The following is a 24729-nucleotide window of genomic DNA, read 5'->3' as shown; positions in this document are numbered from 1 at the left end:
TCGGTTTATATTTTAAAGCCTTTAAAGGGCTAAACACACAAACCAAATATGAAATTGAACGTCTCGAAGGCGGGTTTCGCAGCCATACTCTGGTTAAGCGGAACTCTTTTGGCTTACGGCCAACGCCTGGATCTTAAAGATCTATCTGCTTTTAAAAACCCTGGAAATTCCTGGTCTATTGCTGGAAATGTCTCCGCTGATATCAATAGCGAGAATACTTTAAAGACAAGCAAAGGCGAGGGGGTTTTGGTCAATCAATCATCAGCGAAAAAAGCCGGATCGGACTTGTATACCCTTGCCGAGTATGGCGATGTTGCGCTAGAACTAGACTATCTTGTTGCTAAGGGATCAAATTCCGGCATTTATCTACAAGGGAATTATGAGATCCAAATCGATGATGCCTGGGGATTGAAGACAGCCTCTTCGTCAAATAATGGGGGCATTTATCAGCGCTGGGATGATACGAAACCTGAAGCTGAGAAAGGCTTTGGAGGACTGGCACCTCGCCAAAATACCAGCAAGGCGCCGGGCTTATGGCAACACATCAAAATTGTTTTTCAGGCTCCGAAATTTGATAGTAGCGGAAAAAAAATCCAAAATGCAAAAATGGTAACCGTTGAACTTAACGGCGTAACCATTCATGAAAATGTAGAGCTTTTCGGAGCAACGCGTGGCGCAGCAGGAGCAGAAATAGCTAAAGGGCCACTTCGTTTACAAGGCGACCACGGTGCTGTTGCGTTCAGGAATATTCAGATTACTGCGCTTTCAGAAATACCTAAAACTAACCAAGGCGGCGGAGCAGATCCAATTTATATTGATGCTGCTAGTAATAATATGCTTAGAAGTTTTGTTGATGTTGTTCCGGGAGTAAGATCTGTACATGCAATTTCCGTAGGTGGCCCAGAGAAAGTGGCATATAGCTACGATCTGGATAACGGGACGCTTTTGCAAGGCTGGCACGGCGAATTTATAGATGCTACGCCCATGTTCGATGGAAGGGGAAATGGAACATCTCGCCCGTTAGGAAGCATTACACGTTTTACAAGCAAACCGATATTAGCTATCGCAAAATTAGCCAGCAGTAAAGCTGCCTGGAATCCTGATACTGCAGGAACTGGTTTTAGAACAAAAGGCTACGTGTTAGATAAACAAGAGCGACCAGAATTTAAATATATGATTTATGGTGCTTATGTTACTGATGCAATTAAAATAATGGAAAACGGACAAGGGGTAACCAGAACGGTAACGGTAGACAAGCCATCAAAAGATTTATATTTCTTATTGGCTACAGCGCCTGATATTGAGGAGGTAGCTAAAGGTTTGTATTTAATAGGTGATAAAGCTTATTATATTCAACTTGCTGAAGGTTCTGAAAAACCTGTTATAAGAGAGGTTGACGGAAAGAAAGAGTTGGTTGCTGCCATTGGCAATGCCTTAAATTATACCATTTTGTTTTAATTGAGATTGAGATGAGAAACACATTAAAAAAATTAGCAATACTGGCTTTAGGGTTTAGCTTTTCTGTTAGTTATGCACAAGAAACGCCAAAGGAAGAAGACTTTTTCAAAGTAAGTAAAGTTAGGGTACCAGAAGGACCAATTTTGGAGGTTGGCGGTTTAGTTACCCTCACAAATGGAGATTTGGCCCTTTCAACCCGCCGTGGCGAGGTTTACGTGGTAGAAAATCCAACCAGCGCAAAGCCATACTGGCGTCGATTTGCTTATGGATTGCATGAAATTTTAGGCATTGCATATAAAAACGGAGCACTTTTCGTGGCACAGCGTGGCGAGTTAACCAAGTTGGTAGATAAAGATCAGGATGGTAAAGCCGATGTTTATGAAACCGTTTATGCCTGGCCTTTAAGTGGGCATTATCATGAATATAGTTTTGGGCCGAAGTTAATTTCTGATGGTACTTTTATGGTAACAGGAAACGTAGCCTTCGGCGATGAGGAATGGTGGAGAGCCGAAAGCAGAGTGCCTATGCGTGGCTGGGCAATGAACATTACTGAAGATGGAAAAATGACTCCCTATGCAGCAGGTTTTCGCTCGCCAGCAGGTATTGGAAGTATCGACGGTCAATTTTATTTCACCGAAAACCAGGGCGACTGGGTTGGATCTGGTGGATTGTGGAAAGTAAACAAAGGAGATTTTATGGGACATCCCGCTAGCTTAAGATGGACAAATCTTCCGAATTCGCCTGTAAAATTGCAATCAGATTTCTTCTACTCGCAAATGGATGAACGCCGGCTTAAAAATGAGCAGGGAAGGTACATTAAGCCTGAAAATAGGGTTAACGAAAATTTTAAGACCCTTTTCGAAATGAAGAAAACTTTTCCGGAATTACGTTTGCCTTCTGTATGGTTGCCTTATGGCATCCTGGGGATCTCATCATCAGAACCTGTTAAGATTCCTGCCAATACCTTCGGGCCTTTCGCCGGTCAAATTCTGGTTGGCGATCAGGGGATGAGTATTATCTCGAGGGTTTTTCTGGAAACGGTAAAAGGTGAAGAGCAGGGTGCAGCCTTTTTATTTAGAAAAGGATTCCGGTCTGGTGTATTACGCCTGGAATGGGGAACTGACGGATCATTGTTTGTTGGCGAAACCAACCGTGGATGGGGATCTGCAGGCGATGCCAATGAAGGTCTAGAAAGAATGGTCTACAATAAAGCAATGCCTTTTGAAATGAAAGCAGTAAGGGCAATGCCAGATGGCTTTGAAGTGGAATTTACCATGCCTGTAGATCGTAAATCTGCAGAGGATTTGGCTTCATACAATGCAGAAAGCTTCATCTACAAATACCACCCGGTTTATGGTTCCCCTCCGGTAAATACAGAAAAACTAAAAATTTCTGGTGTAAAGGTTTCTGCTGATGGTTTGAAAGCTCGTCTAGTTATTCCTAACCTTCGTCAGTACTATATTCATACTTTAACGTTGGATGGAGTTAGGTCTCAAAGTGGTTTTTATTCACTCATTCATCCGGTAGCTTATTACACTTTAAATCAAATTCCAGATGGGTCAAAATTGGGCCAAAATGAGTTAAGCACCAAAAACAGCAGCCTAGTAACCAACACAAAGGCAGTGAGCAAAAGTGCAATACCCAAAGCTACAACTGGCACCAAACCAGAGGCTAAGGGAGCAGCAGGGAGCAAAGCTATCAATGCAACGGTAGCTAAAGCACCAACATTTAAGGAAGTAGAAGGGTTGCTTACTAAAAATACTTGCTTAGCCTGCCATAACCAAACAAAAAGGCAAATCGGCCCGCCATTCGTAGAAATTGCTAAACGCAAGTATTCTTCTGAAAAAATTTATCAGTTAATTCACAATCCACAACCACAAAATTGGCCTGGATATTCAACCGAGATGCCGCCGATGCCTCAAGTTACCAAAGCAGAAGCATTAAAAATTGCAGCTTGGATCAACTCATTAGGTAAATAATAATTCAGTTTAGTTGTTAAAACGGTTGGTGGAAACGCTAACCGTTTTTTTTAAAATTTTAAAATATAAGATGAAAAGGACTATAATGGCCATTAGCATATGCTTATTGGCTTGTTTTGCAGCGAATGCACAACAAAATGATTTGTCGGGTACCGTAAAGAACATTAATAACGAAGGGCTTGCAAATGTGACTGTGCAGGTTTTAAATACTAATATTTCCGCGATCACTGATCAAGAAGGTAATTTTCGGTTTACGCTCGCAACACCTGGTAAAGTAAGGGTGAAATTTAGCGCTGTAGGTTATGCCACCAGTGTTATTGTTTATAATAACCAACCCCTTAGTGTTGTTTTAGCAGCGCAAGACCTTAAATTAGATGAAGTTGTAGTAAGCGCACAGAAAACAGAAGAGGAGGCTTTAAGGGTGCCTGCAAGTATAACGACTTTTTCGGCTCAACAGATTACAAATTATCGCATCCAAAACACTAAGGATTTAAGCACATTGGTGCCAAATTTATTTAGCAGTAGCCCTGGGGATGGCAGGAATGTCACTGCCGTTAGAGGTATCGGTACTACTTCCTACGATCCGGCGATTGCAACCTACATAGATGGCGTTAACCAATTCAGTTTAGATACTTACATTGCTAATTTGTTCGATATAGAAAGAATTGAAGTTTTACGAGGTCCACAAGGAACGCTATATGGTAGAAATGCGATGGGCGGGGTAATTAACATTATTACCAAACAGCCTAATAATTATACCTCTGGTTTTGCTGGTGTTGATATTGGAAATTATAATCAGCAACGCTATAGTATCGGTATTCGCACACCAATTATAAAAGATAAATTGTTTTTTGGTGCTGCAGCGTTGTTTAACAAGCAGGATGGTTTTTATACCAACGAATATAATAATACGAAATTCGACAATCGCCATAGTTTTTTGGGTAACTACTATTTAAAGTTTCTTGCTTCATCAACGTTTGATATTACTTTAAATGTTAAACACAACGAAAACAGAAATGATGGCACCTTTCCTTTGGTTGCCTCATCAGCAGATGCGCTGAATAATCCATTTCGGTTAAGCCAAAATTCCACCGCCGAAATGGTCGATAATCTTTTCAATGCATCACTATCTGCAAACTATGCGGGAAGCAATTTCAATTTCAATAGCACATCCGCTTATCAATCTAATTACAGATTCTACAAGGATCCTCTAGATGGCGATTTTTCTCCTGCTGACATTGTTTCGGTGGTAAATAACTACGGAAAAGATTACAATAGGGTTCAGGTTTATACCCAGGAATTTAAGTTTACTTCGCCAGCATCAGCCGAGTCTAAGTTAAAATGGGTTGCTGGATTATATGGTTTTTATCAGCATAACCCGGTAAAACAAGGTACGTATTTTGGTAATGATGGCGCACTATTTGGCGCAGTTCCGAATACCACGGCTATAAATATCAATTCGGGTAATGGTATTGGGCTGGCTGCATTTGGGCAACTTACCTATCAACTTTCAGAAAAGCTATCAGCCACTGCTGGTTTGAGATACGATTATGAACATAAAAAACTTACAGCCTCTGGCGAATACCTCATCCCCGGTATGGATCCCATTGTAACCCAAGGAGATACTGCTGCAAGAGCAAATTTTAACGCCATATCGCCCAAGTTTAGTTTAAGTTACGCACTTGCAAACCAAAATCAGCTTTACGCCAGCTATACAAGGGGCTATCGTGCCGGAGGCATTACGCAGTTGGCTTCAGACCCAACCGCTAAGCCATTAGATAGCTACAAACCAGAGTACAGTAACAACATAGAGTTTGGTTCAAAAAATATATTTTTTAACCAGCGTGTAAGCTTAAATGTCGCCGCTTTTTATATCCAGGTAACCGATGCGCAAATTCCGGTCTTAATTCTTCCAGATGCATTAACCACCACCCGAAATGCAGGTAAGTTAGATAGCAAGGGATTCGACCTAGAATTATCTGCCAAGCCTGCAAAAGGCTTAAGTGTTGATTATAATTTTGGCTATACCGATGCTACATATCAATCATTAATCCTGGTTAAAGATGGTCAACAAGTAAATTTTGATGGCAACAGGCAAATCTTTACCCCACAAACAACATCCATGTTGGCTTTCCAATATACATACGATCTTGATAAAAGTAGTCATGTAAATTTGTTAGCTCGGGGAGAAATGTTTTTTACCGGAAATCAGGTTTTCGATTTGGCGAATCAAATACAGCAGAAAGGTTATTCCGTTTATAATGCTAAGGTTGGCTTAACCGCTAAAAAGTTCGATTTGTTTTTTTGGGGAAGAAACCTGGCTAACGAAACTTATGTAGATTATGCGTATGATTTTGGTGCAGCCCACCTTGGCAATCCTAAAACTTATGGTATCAGCCTAGTTGGCAGGTTCTAAGTGGGTTCTTAGAAGGGAATAACAAATTGTTCAATAAAATAAAAAACGAGGTAAAAAAGAAACGGGGATCCCGCAAGTTGCAGTATCCCCGTCATCTAAATTAACGCTCTCAGTTATATAAACGCTGTAATTCTTAATTATTGCCTCATGATGAATTTTTTTTCGTTTTAGAATTTAGGCTATCTTTGTTTGATACAAAAAATAAGAAGTTACAGATGGATAAAAGCCAGCAAGATGCAGATAAGTTAGCAGCGGCAAAAGCTGCGGTGAAGTTTGTGAAAGATGGCGATATTGTGGGACTGGGCACAGGATCTACCGCAACTTATGCCATAAAGGAGCTGGGTAAACTTGTTTCAGAAGGCTTGTCGATCAAGGCTGTAGGGAGTTCCATTCGCACAGAAGGGCTGGCTAAATCTTTGGGTATAGAATTATTAAACCTGGGCGAAGTGGCCCATATCGATGTCAGTATCGATGGTGCGGATGAATTTACCGAGTCTTTAAATTTAATAAAAGGTGGGGGCGGGGCTTTATTTAGAGAAAAGATCCTAGCTTCATTAAGTAAAAATAGAATAATCGTTACTGATGCCAGCAAAAGAGTAAGCCAATTGGGCGCTTTCACCCTCCCCGTTGAAGTAATTCCGGCGGCGTTTCAATATGTTATCGGTCAAATAACAAGCCTGAATGCAAAGCCAGTACAACGATTTGAACAGCAACTTGCTTATGTTACAGATAACGGCAATTATATTGTTGATGTAGATTTTGGCTTTATTGAAAACCCGAAGACACTTTCTAACCAATTAAACAATATTGATGGCTTGCTTGCGCATGGGCTTTTTGTAGGGCTCACCGATAAAATTATCATGAGCAACCAGAACAACCTTACTATTTTTGAGTAATTCACCGACTATAGTTTAACGCTGTTGATTTAGAAGATTGTTAACCGATATAAATATTGCGTTCACCGATAATATAAAGTTGTTTGGGGAACGAGTATTTTGTGCCTATACATTTCATGGTACTTTTGGATATAAAACAAAATGATCATGGAAAATCTAATCAACAAAACTAACGGAGATAAACAATTTGGTTTAGGTATTTTAATTGTATTTATCGGTGCTGTATTCTTACTCAGGAATTCAGGTTTACCTATTCCGCACTGGATTTTAAGCTGGCATACCATTATGTTTGGAGCTGGTATATGGCTGGGTTATCGTAAAAATTTCGAAGGTGGACGCTGGCTTGCATTAACCATTATTGGTGGCATATTTACATTTAGAGACATCGCTTTGTTCGATTTCGCATTTTCTAAAATTAGTATCGCTATGTGCTTGATCGCCTTGGGTGCATACCTGATTTTGAAGCCAAAAAGAACGATCTCCTTTAACCAGCCTTTTAACTCAAATCCAGTTAATGGAGATGAACTGAAATATTAAAATTATAACTCGACTATAAAATCGTACAGAGCTATGTAAACAATATGCCTCTTTCGCTTTAAAGATAGGATAAAAAAGAAACGGGGATTCCACCATTAAGGCAGTATCCCCGTCATCTAAATTAACGCTCTCAGTAACATAAACGCTCAACTATGAAATTATTGTTCACGAGCGTTTTTTTTTGAAAAATATGGCAAGTTTCCCGCGTGGTTATACAATCAAATGTTAAAAATAGTTAAAACTAATCATCTAGTTACTGCCAGCACTTTTGGCTTGTAAATATTGTTAACTTTGGTTGATTGTAAAAATTCTTGATTTAGATGAAAAAAATCCTCTTTATTGTTGTTGCCTTGCTCCTAACCACAAGCGCATTTTCTCAAAATGTTATCCAACTATTTAATGGTGCTAACGATTTTTTTAAATTGTTACAGGATGAAAAATTTGCCGAGGCCCACGGCGTATTTGATGATACCCTTAAGAGCAAACTCACTGAAGAGAGTTTAAAAAAGCTTTGGTTTGATATGGAAACCAAATTAGGAAAGCCTGTGTCTTTTGATGCAATACAAAGTAAAGCGCAAGGCGAATTCTTTGCGGTAACTGTTGAAGGTCAGTTCGCGAATGGCCAACAAAACTTTATTTTAGGATTTAATAAGGCTCAAAAGATTGTCGGTATTTTTCTCGCTCCTACCCGGAGTGCTGCGGTTTATGCAAAGCCTGCATATGTTGATACCAATCTATACCAAGAAAAATCTGTTTATCTAGGGCCTGCAGGGAGGCAGTTGGCGGCTGTGATTACCACGCCGAAGAACGTAAAAAACTTTCCTATTGTGGTATTGGTGCACGGTTCCGGGCCTGGAGATATGGATGAAAGTGTTGGCGCAAATAAGCCTTTTAAAGATTTGGCAGGTGGTTTGGCATCGAAAGGTATAGCTTCTGTCAGGTATGTCAAAAGAACGCTCGTTTATCCGAATGAGTTTGCAAATGCATATACGGTTAAGGAGGAAGTAATGGATGATGCTCTTGCGGCTGTTGCAATGGCTAAAACCATCCCTGGTGTTGATGCTAAAGGTATATATGTTCTTGGCCATAGCCTTGGTGGCATGCTGGCTCCAAAAATTGCCACATCAATACCAGATCTCGCCGGTATAATTTTAGCGGCGGCACCAGCGAGAAAGCTTGCAGATATTATTACCGATCAGAACAAATATATGTTCAGCCTATCAAAAGATACTACTGATGCCAATAAGAAGCAATTGGAGGATGCCATTACGCAGATTAACACGAGCAGAATATCGCAGCTCGGCAAAACCATCAAACCAGATTCAACTATTTTAGGCCTGCCAGCAAAATACTGGGCCGATTTGAATGCCTACAACCAAGTGAATGCAGCTAAGGCATTAGCAAAAACCAGGGTATACGTTTTGCAAGGAGGTAACGATTTTCAGGTATCGAAAACAGATTTTGATATTTGGAATGCTGCCTTGGCGAAAAAGAAAAATGTAACCCTTAAGTTCTACCCAGAAATTAACCATTTATTAACTGTGCAGACAGAAAAAGGTACAACCGCCCAGTACCAAATTCCTGCAAATGTTGCTGAAGTGGTGGTAACCGACATTGCCAGCTGGATAAAAATGAAATAAGCTAAAACACGTTAGTTTGAAGCCTCGATTTATCGGGGCTTTTTCATTTGTTTTTATTGTCAATTGAATGGTTATTTTCTATCTTTAGTAAACTTAAAATCAAATGTTAGCGCTATTTTCTGAACAGCAAGGATATCAATCGTTGGTTGAGGCATCGCCAATGCCAACTGCCATTTACGTTGGAGAGGAGATGATTATCGGCGCAGCCAATGAAGCGATGCTGGATTTATGGGGTAGAACAAATGGGGTAATCGGTCAGAAGTTATTAACAGCGCTTCCAGAATTAGAAGGTCAGCCATTTTCCGATATTTTGGCAAACGTTTATAAGACAGGCACAACTTATTATAGCAAAGAAGCACCAGCCGACTTACAGATCGGGGGCCAATTAAGGCGATTCTATTTCACCTTCACCTACAAGCCACTTAAAAACAGCAGTGGTGACGTGGTTGCCATTATAAATACCGCAGCACATCTTACCGAGCTTGTAGAAGCCAGGAAACAAATTGCAGAAACCAAAGAAAGGTTAGCTTTTGCACTCTATTCGGCAGAAATAGGCACCTGGGATTTAGATCCCATAACTAACACCATAAACTGGGATGAAAAGTGCAGAGAACTTTTTGGTTTTAGTAACGATTGTGTTGTGCAGTATGATGAATTATTGCTGCGCATTCATCCAAACGACCGAGAGATGGTTAATAAGGCTGTTTCTGATGCAATAAATCCAGTGAATACCGGACAGTATGATGTTAGATATCGAACCGTTAGCAAAACTAATGGCTTAATAAGGTGGCTACATTGCAAAGGGAAAGCTTATTTTAATAGCGACAATGTAGCTTATCGCTTTGCAGGAATAGCGCAAGACATTACAGATGAAATTAGGGGAAAACGAAAAGAGCATGAGCTGCTTACGCTGATAAATAATAATGCCGACCATATGACAGTGGCTACTATGGAAGGCGAAATGATTTACATGAATAACGCTGCCCGCAAACTGTTGGGTGTAGATCTAGAAACAGATATTTCTACTTTTAGTGCGAAAGATTTTTATACACCAGGAGAGTTGGAGCGGGTGCAGCACCAGATTCTTACTAAAATAGACGAAGTTAACGGATGGCAGGGAACCATTTACTTCCAGAATTATAAAACGAAAGAAATAATTCCCTGCTTAGTAAGTTATCTTTTAATTAGAGATCCGGAAACGGGTGATATTATTGGAAGAGGTGCCACCGCCAGGGATTTGCGTCCGGAATTGAAAGTGAAGGCAGATTTGGAAAAACTGGCCGCAATTGTAGGCAGCAGTGAAGATTTTTGCAACTACTGCGATATTAAGGGGAACACGCTATACATTAATCCATCCGGAATAAAGCTTCTTGGTATCGATCATACCCAGATCTCAGCACTCACCCTATTTAATTACCATAGTGCGGCTTCAAATGAGAAAATCAAATCGGAAATCTTCCCGGTATTATTTGCCGAGGGTAAGTGGTCGGGATACCTTGAATTGGTTCATCAGACAACTCAAGAAATAATCCCGATTCATAAGCAATTCTACATGATAAGGGAAGAATTTACCCGAAATCCTGTAGCTATTGCAGCAATTGCCAGAGATTTGCGGCCAGAACTTAACATTAGGAAAGTTCTGGCAGATAAAAATGCTGCATTGCAACACGCCGTAGAGGAGTTAAGTTTCCTGGCAAATAGTGTCCCACCTGTAGTATGGTCAAGCAAACCTAATGGGGAGGTAGATTACGTGAATCAGCGGTGGTTCGATCAAACGGGCAGAACGCCACAAGATAGCTGGGGTAGCAGATGGCTAGAAAGCCTCCATCCAGACGATTTGCAGCAAACCATAAGCAGCTGGCAAAAAGCTTTAGAGACCGGGATGCCTTACGAAACTGAATTCCGCTGTTTAGACAGGTTTGGGGAATACCGGTGGTTTTTAGTGCGAGCCATTCCATTTAAAGATCAAGAAGGCGAAATTGTTAAATGGTATGGCACCAATACAGATGTGCACGACCAGAAAGAGCTTGAAAAGCAAAAAGATATCTTTTTGGGTATTGCCAGCCACGAACTGAAAACGCCTGTGACAAGCTTAAAGGCTTATGCACAGGTAATGGAATCGATGTTTAAGCGTTCTGGCGATTTTAATAGTGCCGAAATGTTGAGTAGGATGAACAAACAAATTGATCGCCTTACCAGCTTGATAAACGACTTGCTCGATGTAACTAAAATAAATGCAGGAAAGTTACAATTCAATAATACCGAGTTTGATTTTGATGACTTGGTTCGGGAAGTGGTTGAAGATGTTCAACATACTACAATTAAGCACATCATCAGAACTGATTTGAATTTTAAGGGGATGGTTACGGCCGACCGGGATCGCATTAGCCAGGTTATTACAAACTTGCTTACTAACGCCGTTAAATATTCCCCTAATGCAAATGAAGTTAAAATTTGTTCCAGAGCCCTTAACAACGAAGTGCATGTTAGTGTTCAGGATTTTGGAATCGGCATCAGTGAAGATTTAACAGGCCAGGTTTTCAATCGATTCTATCGCGTTAGTGGAAACCACGAACACACGTTTCCAGGCTTAGGATTGGGGCTGCATATCTCATCTGAGATCGTAAAACGCCTAGATGGAAACATCTGGCTAAAATCGGTAAAAGGGGCAGGTTCAACCTTTTCCTTCTCCATTCCGGTTAACCAGCAAGCCTCATCCCCGATTAATAAAGTTTAAACAATTCTTGTCATAGCAGGTTTAAATAACATATACCTCTCTATTTTGAGTGATATGTAATAAGTTATCAACAGTAAGTATTACTTACAACCCATAACTTAAAACCTTAAACTACTGATATTATGGCGAAGAATAAAATTACACTTAAAGGAATTTGGGGCGTGTTAAAAGCAGCCTTTACTGGCTTTGGAGATCATAAGGTTACCAAATTAAGTGGCTCGCTTGCTTATTATACCGTATTTTCAATGGCGCCCTTATTGGTGGTTATCATTTCTTTGTGTGGGATTTTTTTAGGAAGAGAAATTGCCGAGGGAAAGGTTTATGCGCAACTCGAAGGTTTCCTGGGAAGAGATTCTGCTGCATCTTTGCAGGAATTAATTAAGAATGCATATCTGGATGGTAAAGGCACCATTGCATTAATTATCGGTATTGTTACTTTGCTTATTGGTTCCACTACGATTTTTGGAGATATTCAAGACTCCATCAATACCATTTGGGGGATTAAACCTAAGCCAAAAAGAGGCTGGGTGAAGTTATTGCAAAACCGCTTTTTATCTTTTTCGGTAATCATAAGTTTAGGCTTTGTGCTTTTGGTGTCTTTGGCGGTAACGTCGGTACTCGATACGTTTAGCCAGAAGCTACAAGCTCGCTTCGAAGATGTTTCCTTCTACATATTTTACGTGGTAAACCAGGTAGTAACCCTGGCTGTCATTTCCCTAATATTTGCCGTAATTTTTAAAGTTTTGCCAGATGCAATTATTAAGTGGAGAGATGTAATGGCAGGCGCAGTCGTAACTGCCGTGCTATTTATGATAGGTAAGTTCGCAATTTCAGTTTATATCGGTCAAAGTGATGTGGGAGGCACCTATGGCGCAACTGGATCATTGGTAGTTGTTTTACTTTGGACCTACTATTCTTCTATTATCTTATATTTTGGGGCAGAATTTACCAAGGCATACGCCATCGCTTACGGATCAGAAATTTATCCTGCACATTACGCAGTTACGATGAAAGAAGTAGAGGTAGAATCTGGTAATAAATCAATACAAGACAACCATCCCGAAATTCTTGAGCAGGTGAAGAAGGAAGAAGAAAAATAACTTTTCCATCTCAATGATGAAATTTAAGCTTTCTATTGCCCCCAGGCGGTAATGATCAGTTTTCTTCGTCCGCCATAATTGCGATGTTCGCACAGGTATATACCTTGCCAGGTACCCAGCGCCAGTCGGCCATTTCTAACGGGGATTGTAACAGCACTTCCTAGCAACGATGCTTTCAAATGTGCAGGCATATCATCGGCACCTTCATAATCATGTTTATAAGCAGGATCGTTTTCGATAACCGTCTTGCTAAAAAACATTTCGAAATCAGTCCTTACCGTTGGGTCTGCATTTTCGTTGATGGTTAGAGATGCCGAGGTATGTTGGATAAAAACCTGGCAAATGCCCATTTCCATTGTCCTAATGTCTGGAATGGCATTTTCTACCTCGTTGGTAATGATATGAAATCCGCGTGTTTTTTCGTTCAAAGAAATACTTTGTTGATACATTTTCATATCTCAAATTTACCTAACAATCCACCCTACCTGCGAATATTCATCGCTAATTAATTCAAAATCGCCGAAACTTCCAAGCACATTTACCCTTTCACCCAATTGCAGCGTTTTCTTGGTTGCCGCTAGCGTATTGGGTAAGTCATACATTAACTGTTGTTTAGGCTCAATTTTGATTACTTTAATTGCCCTTTCAACTTGATCAAGTTGATTTCCTTGCACAAAACCAGTACTGCCATCTGGAAGCTCCGCTTTATAATAATTGCCGGTTGCAGCACCAATATGCAGAATGGTTGTTGGCTTTAAGCGTGACAAAACAGCAGATTGAGGGTATGGGGCTGCATAAAAATTTACAACTTTCGCGGTTCTTAACGTTTTATTTAAATTAACAACTGAGCTGTTTATGCTCGGAGGATTCTTAACGAGCGGGTTAATAAACGGCAAAGGATTAACGGCCCCACCGTAAGTGTAAATGCCGAAATGCAAATGCGTGGGCGTAGTTTTTGCATTACCTGTATTCCCCATCAATCCAATGGTATCGCCAATCTTAACTATTTTTCCCGCCGTTGCAAGTTGCTCGTCTAAATGGGCATAGTAAAGGTTGTAGTCTTTTCCGTCCGGTTTCAGCCAAACCACTTTGCCACCAAGATTATTTTCATTTACCCTAGTTACGGTACCTGGCGCACTTGCCAAAACCGGACTTCTAAATGAGCCAAAAATATCCACACCTTCATGTTTCCTGGCGTTGTTATCTCTTCCATCACCCCAATAACTTTTAATGCTACTGCTTTTTTTTGATGTTGTAGGAAAGGCCAAAGAAGGACCAGTTGCGATTTCCAACGTGTACTGCAAGCTTTGGAGCAGTTCGGGTTGCAGCCTGATCAGGAATGTACCAGTATCTCCAATTTCATATTCTAACGGGCTATTTAAAGTATCAGCAAATGCTACTGTTTTGTAGCTACCATCATCCTTAAGCTGATACAGCTCTAAATAAAGCTGGCTTGCACCTACTGGCTTTTTTGTGAGTGCCAGTTTAAGCTTTTCACCTTTTGTAGCATCGAACTTGAATGTTGCAGCTGTTATTTTGTCTGCGGCAAAGTAGCCTGTTTCCTGGTATGGGATTTTTATTTCGATGGCCTTGGTGAAGCTTTCTGCGGCAGATTTTATCCACTGGCTTCCCATTGCTGTTTGGTCTAAACCTGCATTGATCAGTTTCCGTTGATATTGCTCATGCGGTGTTGCAGCTTTAAATAAATTCACAGAACCTGTTTTGCAAGCCGATAAAAGACAAACAATCGATAAAATAATGCAGAGATGAAACTTAATTAAATAAACAGAAGACTTCATTTTACTTCTTGCTTATCCTATCAAAAACTAAAGCAGTAGCTATGCCACCAACAAGATACCAGGTAACGGTTAATATCTTAGTGGTAGTTGTTTTGGTAACCGGCTTATCGTCTAAACCCATTTTTTCTGGCAATTTTACGGCGCCAATGCCGGCTGTTAGCCCAGCTACTGCACCTTTTAGCAGTATGTTTTTTCTGCCGCCCATTCCTATGGCGCTGTAATATATGGTGTTGCTAAGCAAATCGCCAACCAGGGTAGCTGCATATAAATTATCGCCCTGTGGCGGATTGATGTTGAGGCTATTTAATGAGCGACTCAGGGCTTCTTCGCCAAGAAGGTCGACCCTCGGTGCATCGGGATTAAATCTGCGAACACCTTCGTGCAGGATGTTTAATACAGTAGCTCCCGCAAAACCGGCTATTATTGCTTTCAATAGTTTCATATGAATAAAAGTATGGTTTAAGCAAAATTGTTTTGAATACTTTCAGTCCCAGCATCTTCCATTTCTTCGCTATTGAAATTTCTGCTTCTTTCTAAAATGAGCTGGTGTTGTGTTTAAAGCGCTACTGCAATTGTTAACGTCTTATTGAACGAGCGTCAGCTTGCCTCGATCTGCATGGCTAAATTGTAATCATATTTATTTCAAACCAAATTAGATTTAGGCTGATAATAAGCTAAGTATAAATATATTTGCGTTTGAGAAGATTTTATACCATTCGCTACCTCAATCAAAATTTTAACCAATGAATAAATTCGAGAGCCGTTACGCCCAAAGCCCCGCAGAAGTTAAACAAATGGATACCGCATCGCTGCGTGCCAATTTTTTAATAGAGAATCTGTTTGAACCCAATCAAGTAAATTTGACTTTATCTCATTTTGATCGTTATATTGTTGGTGGGGCCATGCCTGTTGATGGAAAACTAGAATTGCCTAACCCAGATGCTCTAAAGGCAAACTATTTCCTCGAACGTAGGGAAATGGGATTAATCAACGTAGGTGGAAAAGCCATTATTGATGCGGATGGCGTTCGCTTTGAACTTGATTATAAGGAAGCATTGTATATTGGAAGAGGTACCAAAGAAGTTTTTCTTGCATCTGCAGATGGAAGCATGCCTGCAAAATTATACATCAACTCAGCACCTGCCCATCAGGCTTACCCAACAAAAAAAGTAAGCAAAGCAGAGGCGGAAATTGTAGAGCTGGGAACTCCAGCAACTGCAAATCATCGTATCATTAACAAGCTTCTGGTAAATAGCGTATTGCCCACTTGCCAGCTGCAGATGGGGATGACGGAGCTAAAATCTGGTAGTGTTTGGAATACCATGCCAGCACACACACACGATAGGAGAATGGAAGCTTATTTTTATTTTGAAGTACCAAAGGGTCAAAGCGTCTGTCATTTTATGGGTCAGCCCCAAGAAACCCGGCACGTTTGGATGCAAAATGATCAGGCTGTAATATCTCCAAACTGGTCTATCCATTCAGGAGCAGGAACCAGTAATTATACTTTTATTTGGGGTATGGCTGGCGAGAACCTGGATTATGGAGATATGGACCACTGTGCAATAATTGATTTAAAATAATTTAGAATTAAAGCGGGGATTAGATGTTAAATGCATTTCAATCCTATGATTTAAATAAAAGCAGATGTTAACAAAACTATTTGATTTAACAGGGAAGGTAGCCTTAGTTACCGGATGTAAAAGAGGAATTGGGATGGCTATGGCCTTAGCATTAGCAGAAGCAGGTGCCGATATTATAGGGGTTTCAGCTAGTCTGGAACTCGAGAATAGCAAAATTGGAAAAGAAGTAATTGCCTTAGGAAGGAAATTTTACGCCTACCAATGCGACTTTAGCAATCGCAAGTCAACTTTAAACTTTGTGTCAACAGTGAAAGCCGATCATCCTGTTATTGATATTTTGGTGAATAATGCAGGAACCATTTTACGTAAGCCTATTGCAGAGCACCCAGATGATATGTGGGATGAGGTAATTGCAGTAAACCAAACCGCTCCATTCATTCTAACCCGTGAAATTGGCAGAGAGATGATTGCAAGAGGAAGTGGAAAGGTAATTTTTACAGCATCGTTGCTTTCCTTTCAAGGAGGGATTACCGTACCAGGCTATGCTGCCAGTAAGGGCGCTATCGCATCACTAACTAAAGCTTTTGCCAATGAGTGGGCTTCAAAAGGTGTTAATGTAAATGCTATTGCACCAGGTTATATAGCTACCGATAATACGACTGCACTAAGAGAAGATGAGGATAGGAGTAATGCGATACTGGCCCGTATCCCAGCCGGAAGGTGGGGAAAGCCTGAAGATTTTAAAGGACCAACTTTATTTTTGGCATCGGCCGCAAGCGACTACGTTCATGGTACCATCTTAACCGTAGATGGCGGTTGGATGGGAAGATAAATCAACTAGCTGGCATTTTGATGGGTAAGCTGCTGTACCCATCAAAACGCTAACAGCAAAGTTAGTAAAGGTTATAGATTTCTTTAATGTCTTTTAAAATGTTATCAAAATCTATTTTAAGATCAATTAATTTTCCAGTTCTGATATCGAAAACCCAGCCTTGTACGGTAAGCCCTCGCTGCGTTACTGCCTCTTGAACGGCTGCAGTTTTTAGCAGATTAACGCATTGCTCTTGTACATTTAATTCAACCAGTCTATCATAACGTTTGTCTTCATCTTGTATTGCATTGAGTTCATCTCTATGAATGCGATATACATCTCTAATATTTCTTAACCAGGGATTTAAAATACCCATATCAGCCGGCTGCATGGCTGCCTTTACACCGCCACAGTTGTAATGTCCACAAACCACCACGTGGCTAACTTTTAGATGGCGAACCGCATAATTTAATACAGTCATCACATTTAAGTCTACATTATTAACCAGGTTGGCAATATTTCTATGAACAAAAGCTTGCCCAGGCTGTATGCCCATTAAATCTTCAGCAGTAACCCGGCTATCAGAGCAACCGATGTATAAAAATTCTGGAGTTTGTCCTTTTGCTAAATCAGTAAAATAATCCGGGTTAATAGATAGCTTATTAGTTATCCATTGTTCATTATTCTTAAAAACATCTTGTACATTCATTTTTTTTCAAATTAGGGTCAAAATATATTGGTGTAACAAAGCTACACTTTTGTAAAACTAAAAAAAGATTCTCTTATTGTGTGCATCTCCTCTGCATTTGGCTCAATTGATACATTAAAATATTGATAGCCATCAAAATGCATCTGCAGGTAATTGGCCGTCATGCTAAATGGGGTGATAAATCCGTCAGGGAGCTCTCCGTCTGTACCAACTGCCATTAATTTAACCGTTTTAGTTTTAAGGCTATGGCCAACTTCCTTATTAAAGGTAACCCAATCAGTCAATCTATCAAAAAAGGTTTTCATCCGGCTGCTCATAGCGTACCAATATACGGGTGTAGCCAATACGATATGCTTGTGGTAAAGTATCTCTTTGGCGAAAAAATTAAACTGGTCTTCGGAAGGATATACGCTCTCGTAATTATAGGGCGCTAAGAAATGTTCAAGCAGGTTAAGTTGATCAAACGCTATACCTTCGGTTATTTTATTGATAAACTTTTGGGTATCACCATTTAGCCTTGCGCTTCCGTTGATGATGAGAATTTCAGCCATGCCATGTTAACAAACCAATGAGTAACAATGTTTAGGAAGAAACTAAACCGATTGGAAGAAACTTGCAACGGTTAGGTGCCAGTTAACGCTGCACTTATCCGTTGCTGTAAATTACTATCAGCTTGCAACAGCGATAGGTTTTTTATTAATATGGTTTGGGAGTTCTTCTAGGGTATAGAGCTGAACGAGGCATTCTGCAACTGCGTTAGCCTTATTGTACCAAATATCTTCGTGAGCGAAATGGCACATTCCCGATGAAAGCTCGGTAACAATTGATCCGACTAACCTTGCAAAATGACTCTCAAAAAGATCGCCTGGATGATATTTGATGCTAAACACCTGATTATAAGCTTGTAATTGTTCCTCTATTGCTGAACTTAGCTTTGCAACCTTTGTAACGTATTTTTTCTTTTTTCCGAAAAACCTGCTAAAGAAAGGTTTGCTAACGATTCGGTCTTTAAGAAGTTTCTTTTTGTATTCTTTAAGATCAAAAGGCCTGGTGTTGGTGCTAAAGTTTACAGTAAGGTTGTTGTTGTTAAATATTGCTAAAGTTGGCTTATCCCACTTAAAGCTTATGGAAAGATTTCCGCTTGAATTTTTAAATGAAAAAGATTGGTTAATGTTTAAAATTGCTTCGTGTTCGTTTAAACGTTCTAAAAGTTTAGGAATTAGCGTATCGGCTAAAGAATTGCTGTAAATATTGATAAAGGCATTCATTTTTTTAAGGCTTTAAATTAATAATATGGCACATAGCGGGCTACGCCAGTTATTTCATCAGGGGTTAGGTTTTTTCCCTAAATGACTAATCCGCCAATCTTGCTAAAAGGTCGAATTATTAATTTGTAATGTCTGTTTGTTGTGTGTTGCATAATGAGAGATTGATTATTCCAGATACTTAAAAATTGTGTTTTATTCTAAACGAGAAAAGCGCTATAAACGTTACAATTTTTTAAAAAAAATGTTGGCAAAGATTGTACCACCAATGCCCCTTTTAGTATTAAATTTGGGATAGAAATATTAACTTATTGATTTTAAGTTATATGAAATTTTTAGCCTAATGCTTGCCTTTCTTCTCCATTAGCAGCTTCAATGTTCTATTGAAACTCCTAATACTAATTCCTAAATAAGCCGCCATGTCTTCTTTAGAAATTTCGAAGTTTGCCTCTTGCTGAAGCTGAAGTAATTTAGGTAGGCCAAACGCTAAGGTATACGACTGCTGGAAGGATGCCCGTGAGCTTGTTTGAATAATTCTTGTAGAAAGTTCCTGGAGTAAAATATTGGTGAAATGATTGTTTTCTGCAATTAATTGAAGAAAGAGATCTTTGGGTACCGCATAGACTGTTACATCGCTGATGCTTTCTACATTGCACAGACAGCTAATATCTTTTAAAGCTTCTAACTCGCCCACTACCTCGCCTTTCCCTAAAAACTCTATAATAAAATCTTTACCATTTTCTTCAGAAATAAAACATTTTGTAATCCCTTCTTTGATGATGAAAATATCCCTGATTTTTTCTCCCTGGTTGATAAAGCGGGTTTTTGGAGCCAGGTGTTTTATGCTGATTTTTCCGGCTTCATGCTCCGTGATATATTTTTCTATGAAGTGTAAAAACTCGAGATTGGTGCGCAACATAATTTTCGGTACAGACAAATGTCCTTTATTAGGTGGTTTGTTAAATCTACCTTTGTGGCATTAAAAGTAAGCAAAACAATGAACAATCAAATTACGGTAATAGCGTTCGATGCTGATGATACACTTTGGGTAAACGAACCTTACTTCAGAGAAACAGAGCAACAATTCGCCGCACTTTTAGAGGATTTTATGCCGCACAACAGTATCGTTGCTGCACTTTACGAAACCGAGATTAACAATTTACCATTGTATGGCTATGGTATTAAAGGTTTTATACTTAGCATGATCGAAACCGTTTTGCGGGTAACCGATGGGAAAATTAATCCAGCGGTAATTAGCAGAACCATCCAACTTGGGCAGGAGATGCTAAATAAGCCGGTCGAAATTTTGGATGGGGTAGAGGAGGTATTGAGAGCGCTTAAACCAAATTACAAACTAGTGGTTGCTACCAAAGGCGATTTATTAGATCAACAGCGTAAATTAAGTAAATCTGGTCTCGATCATTACTTCCACCATATTGAAATTATGAGTGATAAACAAGAGACAGATTACCAGAAGTTATTGAAACACTTAGATTGCCAACCGGAAGAATTTCTGATGATTGGAAATTCATTGAAGTCAGACGTCTTACCAGTACTGGCTATTGGCGGTAATGCCGTTCACGTGCCTTACCATACTACCTGGGTGCACGAACACGTAGACCACACGGTAGAACATACGAACTTTTACGAAGTGAGAAGTTTATTAGAAGTTTTAATAAAACTAAATAGATGAAAGAAAAGATAGATGTAAATAATTGGGCAAGAAAGGAGCATTTCCATTTTTTTAATACTTTCGATGAACCATTTTTTGGTATTACTGTTGATGTAGATTGTACCGAAACCTATTTCCAGGCAAAGGCAAACCAAGTCTCGTTTTTTCTGCTCTATCTACACAAATCACTTTTAGCAGCCAATCAAATCGAAAATTTCCGCTACCGAATTATAGAAGGTGAAGTGTGGAAATACGATGAAATACATGCATCGGCTACTATTAATCGGGCAAACGGAACATTTGGATTCGGCTACATCGATTTTTATAGTGACTTTAGAGATTTTAACACTGCCGCACTACTCGAAATAGAAAAGGTGCGGAATAGTAGTGGACTTATCGCATCCGCTTCTGGAGATAATGTAATCCACTACTCGGCCTTGCCTTGGTTAAATTTTAAGTCTTTGTCACATGCACGAAATTTGAAGTTTAAAGATAGCTGTCCGAAACTTTCTTTCGGGAAGTTAAGAACGGAAAACGACAGAAAAATTATGACGGTATCAGTTCACGTTAATCATGCTTTGATGGATGGGTTACACGTTGCCCAGTTTGTAGATGCATATCAACTACTCCTAAATCAAAAAAACTGATTCTTAATTAGTTGTTAACTCAAACTTAATGGGTTGTACTTAATTTCGAAGATGCTTTTACTCGCAGTTGTATGTACCAGTTGTTTGTTTACCATTTTGGCGATGTGCTATATGGGTTCTACTTTTAAAGCACTAATGTTTCTATTGTTGTTGATGGTTACCGTATTTATTATTTTTCTTTTTTTTCGCCATCCATTGTCTTCTGCATTAAGCATCACCTGCGCCTTAGCATTATCGGCATTTAAGGTTAAATATTAATGTTTGAAGGATGAAAAGTTTTTTTAAAATATAAAGCCAATATCGCTTGCAATAAATAAAGTTATTGTTATTTTTGCTGCCCAAGGGGGATTAGCTCATTTGGCTAGAGCGCTTCGCTGGCAGTGAAGAGGTGATCGGTTCGAATCCGATATTCTCCACCCTTTCTTAAAGCCCTTAAATTAAGTTTTAAGGGCTTTGTTATGGCTCCCGTATATATATTATAACGGGCCATTAAGAAAAATGAAAGCCCATAATAGTGTAGTCAAACCTTCCCAATAGCCCTTTTTTTTGGAAAATAGATTATTGAGCCACCATAAAGGGCACAACGTTGTTGGTGGATGTAGGTTCGTCCAATGAAATTTCCAGTCTCCGAATAGGCCCAAATTGCTACTATTCATCCTTTCGTAACAATGCATTTCACTTTCTCCTTTACCCAATAGATTAGCATTCTTAATAAATTACAAAAGGTGGCTTAACCATCACATCAAAAAGGAAGTGATGTCGTGAACAAGTGTATCACGGCATGCTGTTTAGCTAAACTACCTGATCTCGAAAATATACCTCCCGGCAACTAGTTCTTGTTTATTATTGACCACTCTTCCATTTAAATAAATTTTCTGTCTTGCAGTGGTCGGAATTTCCAAACTGGAAGTTGAGTTTGCAGGAATTTGAATATTGTAAGTAATGCCTTTGGCATTCTTCTTCCACTCAGATAATATTGTGCCGTACGGACTTTCATGACTGGCGCTAAAATGGTCTAACCCCTCAACAAAATGCGGTTGTAACAAGATGTTTTTAAATCCTGGTTGTTTTTCATCTATTTTTATCCCTCCTATTCCCTTAAAAAACCAGCCACCTATTTCTCCAAACATCATGTGGTTATCAGAGATATCTCTGGTTGCCTGCATATCCCAGTTTTCATGGAGTGTAGTTGCTCCATTTGCAATCCACCAACCCCAACCTGGGTAAGTATCCTGGGCAGCCAGTTTATATGCCGTTTCTGCCTGCCCGTTGTTGCTAAGGGCATTTAAAACTGCCTTAGCGCCTAAAACGCCAACATCAATATGCATGCCATCTGCTGCAACACGCTTAGCCAGATTTTCGGCTAATTTTAACCGATACTGCTCATCTACAATATTCCATTGCAAAGCCATACTTAACTCAGTTTGAACACCAGAACCGTAGGTAACTTTATCAGCATCGAAATACTTCGCATTTATGGCGCCTTTAATTTTCTTTGCCAAAGCACTATAGACCAAATAATCGTTCTGATTATTGAATAGTTTAGCAGTTTTGGCTAAGATATCAGCATCAACATAGAAATAGATTGAAGAAGTGTATTCCAAATTCGACGTGGATTTTACGGGAACCCAATCGCCTCTTCCGAACGTAGTTAATCCATCTTTACTGATATTGTTTACATAATCCACATATCGTTTTATGTTTTTGTAATTATCAGCCAAGGCTTTTGGATCTCCGTAGAACATATAAATATTCCAGGGGATAATGGCGATCGTACTTGTCCAGTCGGTACCATTTGCGGTGCCATATCCCCAGCCACCGGTTGGTATGATATCTGGAAGAACACCATTTGGTTGCTGCTCATCGCGATGATCGCCCAGCCACTTTTCGTAAACAGTTAATGCATCAAAATTGTATAACCCTGTTTCTATTGCGAAATGGCCATCACCTGTCCATCCATTTTTCTCCCGCTGCGGGCAATCTGTTGGGAAACCATATAAATTACTTAGGTATGAATTATTGGTGGCCCACCATATTTTATCAATCAACGGATTTGACGATGATATTTTGCCAGTAGAAGGTACATCGCTATGCATAAAATAAGCTGTTAGGCTTGCTTCTTTTAAGTTGATGGGTTCGCTTGAGGTAATTTCTACATACTGAAACCCCTTATAATTAAATAAAGGCATAAATTCTTCTTCTCCCTCGCCATTCAAGATAAAAATATCAGTCTGAAAAGGATCGTTACCATCTTTTGGCCGGTAATAAACATCAATGTTTGATAAATCTGCACGGCCATTTGCAGCTAATCGCTCTGCGTGTTTTAACCTAATGATGGTTCCTTTTGCCCCAGAAACTTTTATGCTGCTTACACCGGCTATATTTCTGCCCAAATCATATAAGTAGGTGGTGTCGTTAAATTTCCGCAGACTTTTTGCTTTAATTTCTTCAACATTCCGAATAGGGTACATGGTTTGCGATACGATATTTTTGGACGGTGCAGCCCTCAAACTTACACCACGCCATTTTGTATCGTCGAAATTGGCCTTGTTCCAGCCTTTTTGCGCTAACCTGGCATCGTAATGTTCTCCGGTGTAAATATTGTTAGATATGATTGCGCCAAAGCTTGTTTTCCAGTCACTTCCAGAAGTAATGGTTTCGGCTGTTCCATCCATGTAGGTAATTTTCAAATCCATGCAAAAAGCAGGTCTTGCTCGCCACGGCGCTTTGTCGAAATTCCAAACTGCCATGGCTTGGTGGTTATACCATCCGTTTCCTAAAATAACACCAACAGCATTTTTACCTTGCTGCAGATTTTTAGTTACATCGTAAGTCACGTATAAATTTCTCCTGTCGAAACGAGTGTACATGGGATCCAATCGATGGTCGCCAACTTTTTCCCCATTTAGATAAAGCTCGTACAATCCTGAAGCCACAATGTAAGCCCTTGCAGATTGTATTTGTTTTAGTGGCTCAAAAACTTTTCTGAAGTATGGCGCAGGGCGTGTATTAATATCTCTTCCATCGCTAATCCATGTTCCTTTCCAGTTTTCAACCGCCATCATACCCGTTTCAAAACTTGCAATACCGGAGCTGATGACCTTGCTAGCTTTATCCAAAACCTCTACACGCCAAAAATATTTGGTAAAAGGCATTAAAGCCCGGCCTTTGTAGGTAACCAAACTATTTCCAGAGTTTATTTTATTGGTATCCCATTGCACATTCATTTTACTTTTTAATTGCAAAGAATCTGTACCAACAATAATTCGGTAAGCAAGTTGCACGGCACCCTGTCTACTATCTTTCATCATCCATGATAAACGTGGATTTGGATTATCAATGCCTAACGGATTTACTAGATGTTCGCATTCTAACTTCACAATTTCAATTGCCTTTACGCGTTGGAATCCGACAAAAAATAACATGAAACTGAAGAGGTAAGCAAGTGGATTTAATTTGGTTATGGTCATTGTGTTGTGT

20 protein-coding genes and 1 tRNA gene are annotated in these 24729 nt (G+C 39.7%); 13 read left to right on the top strand and 8 right to left on the bottom strand.

Annotated features, from left to right (window positions below):
- Nucleotides 1–48: 48 nt before the first annotated feature.
- From OQ268_RS00820 to OQ268_RS00785, 8 genes are all read left to right on the top strand, one after another.
- Nucleotides 49–1458, top strand: coding sequence for a 3-keto-disaccharide hydrolase (locus OQ268_RS00820; RefSeq protein ID WP_265854162.1), 1410 nt, complete (start codon nucleotides 49–51; stop codon nucleotides 1456–1458).
- A gap of 11 nt (nucleotides 1459–1469) precedes the next feature.
- The gene (locus OQ268_RS00815) at nucleotides 1470–3437 is read left to right on the top strand and encodes a hypothetical protein (RefSeq protein WP_265854161.1); all 1968 of its coding nucleotides are present in this window, start codon (nucleotides 1470–1472) and stop codon (nucleotides 3435–3437) included.
- 70 nt (nucleotides 3438–3507) lie between these two features.
- Nucleotides 3508–5853 carry a TonB-dependent receptor gene (locus OQ268_RS00810; protein WP_265854160.1) on the top strand — a complete coding sequence of 782 codons (2346 nt, stop codon included), beginning with the start codon at nucleotides 3508–3510 and terminating at the stop codon, nucleotides 5851–5853.
- A gap of 215 nt (nucleotides 5854–6068) precedes the next feature.
- Nucleotides 6069–6749 carry a ribose-5-phosphate isomerase RpiA gene (gene rpiA, locus OQ268_RS00805; RefSeq protein WP_265854159.1) on the top strand — a complete coding sequence of 227 codons (681 nt, stop codon included), beginning with the start codon at nucleotides 6069–6071 and terminating at the stop codon, nucleotides 6747–6749.
- A 147-nt stretch (nucleotides 6750–6896) separates the two neighbouring features.
- Nucleotides 6897–7286 (top strand): LiaF transmembrane domain-containing protein, encoded by a 390-nt coding sequence (locus OQ268_RS00800; RefSeq protein WP_265854158.1) that lies wholly within the window; start codon nucleotides 6897–6899, stop codon nucleotides 7284–7286.
- Between the two features lie 320 nt (nucleotides 7287–7606).
- Complete coding sequence (locus OQ268_RS00795; protein ID WP_265854157.1) at nucleotides 7607–8926, top strand: alpha/beta hydrolase; 1320 nt, start codon at nucleotides 7607–7609, stop codon at nucleotides 8924–8926.
- A gap of 103 nt (nucleotides 8927–9029) precedes the next feature.
- On the top strand, nucleotides 9030–11663 hold the full coding sequence (locus OQ268_RS00790; protein ID WP_265854156.1) for a PAS domain-containing protein: 2634 nt from the start codon (nucleotides 9030–9032) through the stop codon (nucleotides 11661–11663).
- A 122-nt stretch (nucleotides 11664–11785) separates the two neighbouring features.
- Nucleotides 11786–12763 carry a YihY/virulence factor BrkB family protein gene (locus tag OQ268_RS00785; RefSeq protein WP_265854155.1) on the top strand — a complete coding sequence of 326 codons (978 nt, stop codon included), beginning with the start codon at nucleotides 11786–11788 and terminating at the stop codon, nucleotides 12761–12763.
- 32 nt (nucleotides 12764–12795) lie between these two features.
- Here the strand turns inward: OQ268_RS00785 and OQ268_RS00780 are convergent, their stop codons facing one another.
- The 3 genes from OQ268_RS00780 to OQ268_RS00770 all read right to left on the bottom strand — a co-directional run bounded on the left by OQ268_RS00780 (nucleotide 12796) and on the right by OQ268_RS00770 (nucleotide 15004).
- Entirely contained in the window at nucleotides 12796–13218 is a 423-nt protein-coding gene (locus tag OQ268_RS00780) for a secondary thiamine-phosphate synthase enzyme YjbQ (protein ID WP_265854154.1), read from the bottom strand.
- A 9-nt stretch (nucleotides 13219–13227) separates the two neighbouring features.
- Nucleotides 13228–14475, bottom strand: a complete 1248-nt coding sequence (locus tag OQ268_RS00775) for a M23 family metallopeptidase (RefSeq protein WP_265854153.1) — start codon at nucleotides 14473–14475, stop codon at nucleotides 13228–13230.
- 88 nt (nucleotides 14476–14563) lie between these two features.
- Nucleotides 14564–15004, bottom strand: coding sequence for a hypothetical protein (locus OQ268_RS00770; protein WP_265854152.1), 441 nt, complete (start codon nucleotides 15002–15004; stop codon nucleotides 14564–14566).
- 301 nt (nucleotides 15005–15305) lie between these two features.
- Here OQ268_RS00770 and kduI point away from each other — a divergent pair, with 301 nt between their 5' ends.
- Together kduI and OQ268_RS00760 are read left to right on the top strand one after the other, a co-directional pair.
- Nucleotides 15306–16145, top strand: coding sequence for a 5-dehydro-4-deoxy-D-glucuronate isomerase (gene kduI / locus OQ268_RS00765; protein ID WP_265854151.1), 840 nt, complete (start codon nucleotides 15306–15308; stop codon nucleotides 16143–16145).
- Nucleotides 16146–16209: 64 nt separating this feature from the next.
- Nucleotides 16210–16977, top strand: coding sequence for an SDR family NAD(P)-dependent oxidoreductase (locus OQ268_RS00760; RefSeq protein WP_265854150.1), 768 nt, complete (start codon nucleotides 16210–16212; stop codon nucleotides 16975–16977).
- A 61-nt stretch (nucleotides 16978–17038) separates the two neighbouring features.
- Here OQ268_RS00760 and OQ268_RS00755 read toward each other — a convergent pair whose 3' ends face one another.
- From OQ268_RS00755 to OQ268_RS00740, 4 genes are all read right to left on the bottom strand, one after another.
- Complete coding sequence (locus tag OQ268_RS00755) at nucleotides 17039–17665, bottom strand: carbonic anhydrase (protein WP_265854149.1); 627 nt, start codon at nucleotides 17663–17665, stop codon at nucleotides 17039–17041.
- 41 nt (nucleotides 17666–17706) lie between these two features.
- The gene (locus OQ268_RS00750) at nucleotides 17707–18216 is read right to left on the bottom strand and encodes a flavodoxin family protein (protein WP_265854148.1); all 510 of its coding nucleotides are present in this window, start codon (nucleotides 18214–18216) and stop codon (nucleotides 17707–17709) included.
- A gap of 117 nt (nucleotides 18217–18333) precedes the next feature.
- Nucleotides 18334–18933: a hypothetical protein gene (locus tag OQ268_RS00745; protein ID WP_265854147.1), complete on the bottom strand. Its 600-nt coding sequence runs from the start codon at nucleotides 18931–18933 to the stop codon at nucleotides 18334–18336.
- 337 nt (nucleotides 18934–19270) lie between these two features.
- Nucleotides 19271–19867 (bottom strand): Crp/Fnr family transcriptional regulator, encoded by a 597-nt coding sequence (locus OQ268_RS00740; protein ID WP_265854146.1) that lies wholly within the window; start codon nucleotides 19865–19867, stop codon nucleotides 19271–19273.
- A 60-nt stretch (nucleotides 19868–19927) separates the two neighbouring features.
- Here OQ268_RS00740 and OQ268_RS00735 point away from each other — a divergent pair, with 60 nt between their 5' ends.
- The 3 genes from OQ268_RS00735 (at nucleotide 19928) to OQ268_RS00725 (ending at nucleotide 21665) form a co-directional block, all read left to right on the top strand.
- The gene (locus OQ268_RS00735; protein ID WP_265854145.1) at nucleotides 19928–20623 is read left to right on the top strand and encodes an HAD family hydrolase; all 696 of its coding nucleotides are present in this window, start codon (nucleotides 19928–19930) and stop codon (nucleotides 20621–20623) included.
- The gene (locus OQ268_RS00730; RefSeq protein WP_265854144.1) at nucleotides 20620–21249 is read left to right on the top strand and encodes a chloramphenicol acetyltransferase; all 630 of its coding nucleotides are present in this window, start codon (nucleotides 20620–20622) and stop codon (nucleotides 21247–21249) included. The genes OQ268_RS00735 and OQ268_RS00730 overlap by 4 nt, the downstream gene beginning before the upstream one ends.
- Before the next feature lie 342 nt (nucleotides 21250–21591).
- Nucleotides 21592–21665, top strand: a tRNA-Ala gene (locus OQ268_RS00725).
- Nucleotides 21666–22046: 381 nt separating this feature from the next.
- On the opposite strand, the gene OQ268_RS00720 is transcribed toward OQ268_RS00725, so the two are convergent.
- The gene (locus OQ268_RS00720) at nucleotides 22047–24719 is read right to left on the bottom strand and encodes an alpha-L-rhamnosidase (RefSeq protein ID WP_265854143.1); all 2673 of its coding nucleotides are present in this window, start codon (nucleotides 24717–24719) and stop codon (nucleotides 22047–22049) included.
- Between the last annotated feature and the right edge of the window lie 10 nt (nucleotides 24720–24729).

It is taken from the genome of Pedobacter sandarakinus (assembly GCF_026240095.1).
GTDB lineage: Bacteria > Bacteroidota > Bacteroidia > Sphingobacteriales > Sphingobacteriaceae > Pedobacter > Pedobacter sandarakinus.
This window is presented reverse-complemented; position numbering and strand designations above follow the sequence as displayed.

What these genes read in the sequence shown, in the direction of transcription:
- OQ268_RS00820 (WP_265854162.1), top strand. Translation starts at nt 49, where the DNA reads ATGAAATTGAACGTCTCGAAGGCGGGTTTCGCAGCCATACTCTGGTTA.
- OQ268_RS00815 (WP_265854161.1), top strand. Translation starts at nt 1,470, where the DNA reads ATGAGAAACACATTAAAAAAATTAGCAATACTGGCTTTAGGGTTTAGC.
- OQ268_RS00810 (WP_265854160.1), top strand. Translation starts at nt 3,508, where the DNA reads ATGAAAAGGACTATAATGGCCATTAGCATATGCTTATTGGCTTGTTTT.
- rpiA (WP_265854159.1), top strand. Translation starts at nt 6,069, where the DNA reads ATGGATAAAAGCCAGCAAGATGCAGATAAGTTAGCAGCGGCAAAAGCT.
- OQ268_RS00800 (WP_265854158.1), top strand. Translation starts at nt 6,897, where the DNA reads ATGGAAAATCTAATCAACAAAACTAACGGAGATAAACAATTTGGTTTA.
- OQ268_RS00795 (WP_265854157.1), top strand. Translation starts at nt 7,607, where the DNA reads ATGAAAAAAATCCTCTTTATTGTTGTTGCCTTGCTCCTAACCACAAGC.
- OQ268_RS00790 (WP_265854156.1), top strand. Translation starts at nt 9,030, where the DNA reads ATGTTAGCGCTATTTTCTGAACAGCAAGGATATCAATCGTTGGTTGAG.
- OQ268_RS00785 (WP_265854155.1), top strand. Translation starts at nt 11,786, where the DNA reads ATGGCGAAGAATAAAATTACACTTAAAGGAATTTGGGGCGTGTTAAAA.
- OQ268_RS00780 (WP_265854154.1), bottom strand. Translation starts at nt 13,218, where the DNA reads ATGAAAATGTATCAACAAAGTATTTCTTTGAACGAAAAAACACGCGGA.
- OQ268_RS00770 (WP_265854152.1), bottom strand. Translation starts at nt 15,004, where the DNA reads ATGAAACTATTGAAAGCAATAATAGCCGGTTTTGCGGGAGCTACTGTA.
- kduI (WP_265854151.1), top strand. Translation starts at nt 15,306, where the DNA reads ATGAATAAATTCGAGAGCCGTTACGCCCAAAGCCCCGCAGAAGTTAAA.
- OQ268_RS00760 (WP_265854150.1), top strand. Translation starts at nt 16,210, where the DNA reads ATGTTAACAAAACTATTTGATTTAACAGGGAAGGTAGCCTTAGTTACC.
- OQ268_RS00755 (WP_265854149.1), bottom strand. Translation starts at nt 17,665, where the DNA reads ATGAATGTACAAGATGTTTTTAAGAATAATGAACAATGGATAACTAAT.
- OQ268_RS00750 (WP_265854148.1), bottom strand. Translation starts at nt 18,216, where the DNA reads ATGGCTGAAATTCTCATCATCAACGGAAGCGCAAGGCTAAATGGTGAT.
- OQ268_RS00745 (WP_265854147.1), bottom strand. Translation starts at nt 18,933, where the DNA reads ATGAATGCCTTTATCAATATTTACAGCAATTCTTTAGCCGATACGCTA.
- OQ268_RS00735 (WP_265854145.1), top strand. Translation starts at nt 19,928, where the DNA reads ATGAACAATCAAATTACGGTAATAGCGTTCGATGCTGATGATACACTT.
- OQ268_RS00730 (WP_265854144.1), top strand. Translation starts at nt 20,620, where the DNA reads ATGAAAGAAAAGATAGATGTAAATAATTGGGCAAGAAAGGAGCATTTC.
- OQ268_RS00720 (WP_265854143.1), bottom strand. Translation starts at nt 24,719, where the DNA reads ATGACCATAACCAAATTAAATCCACTTGCTTACCTCTTCAGTTTCATG.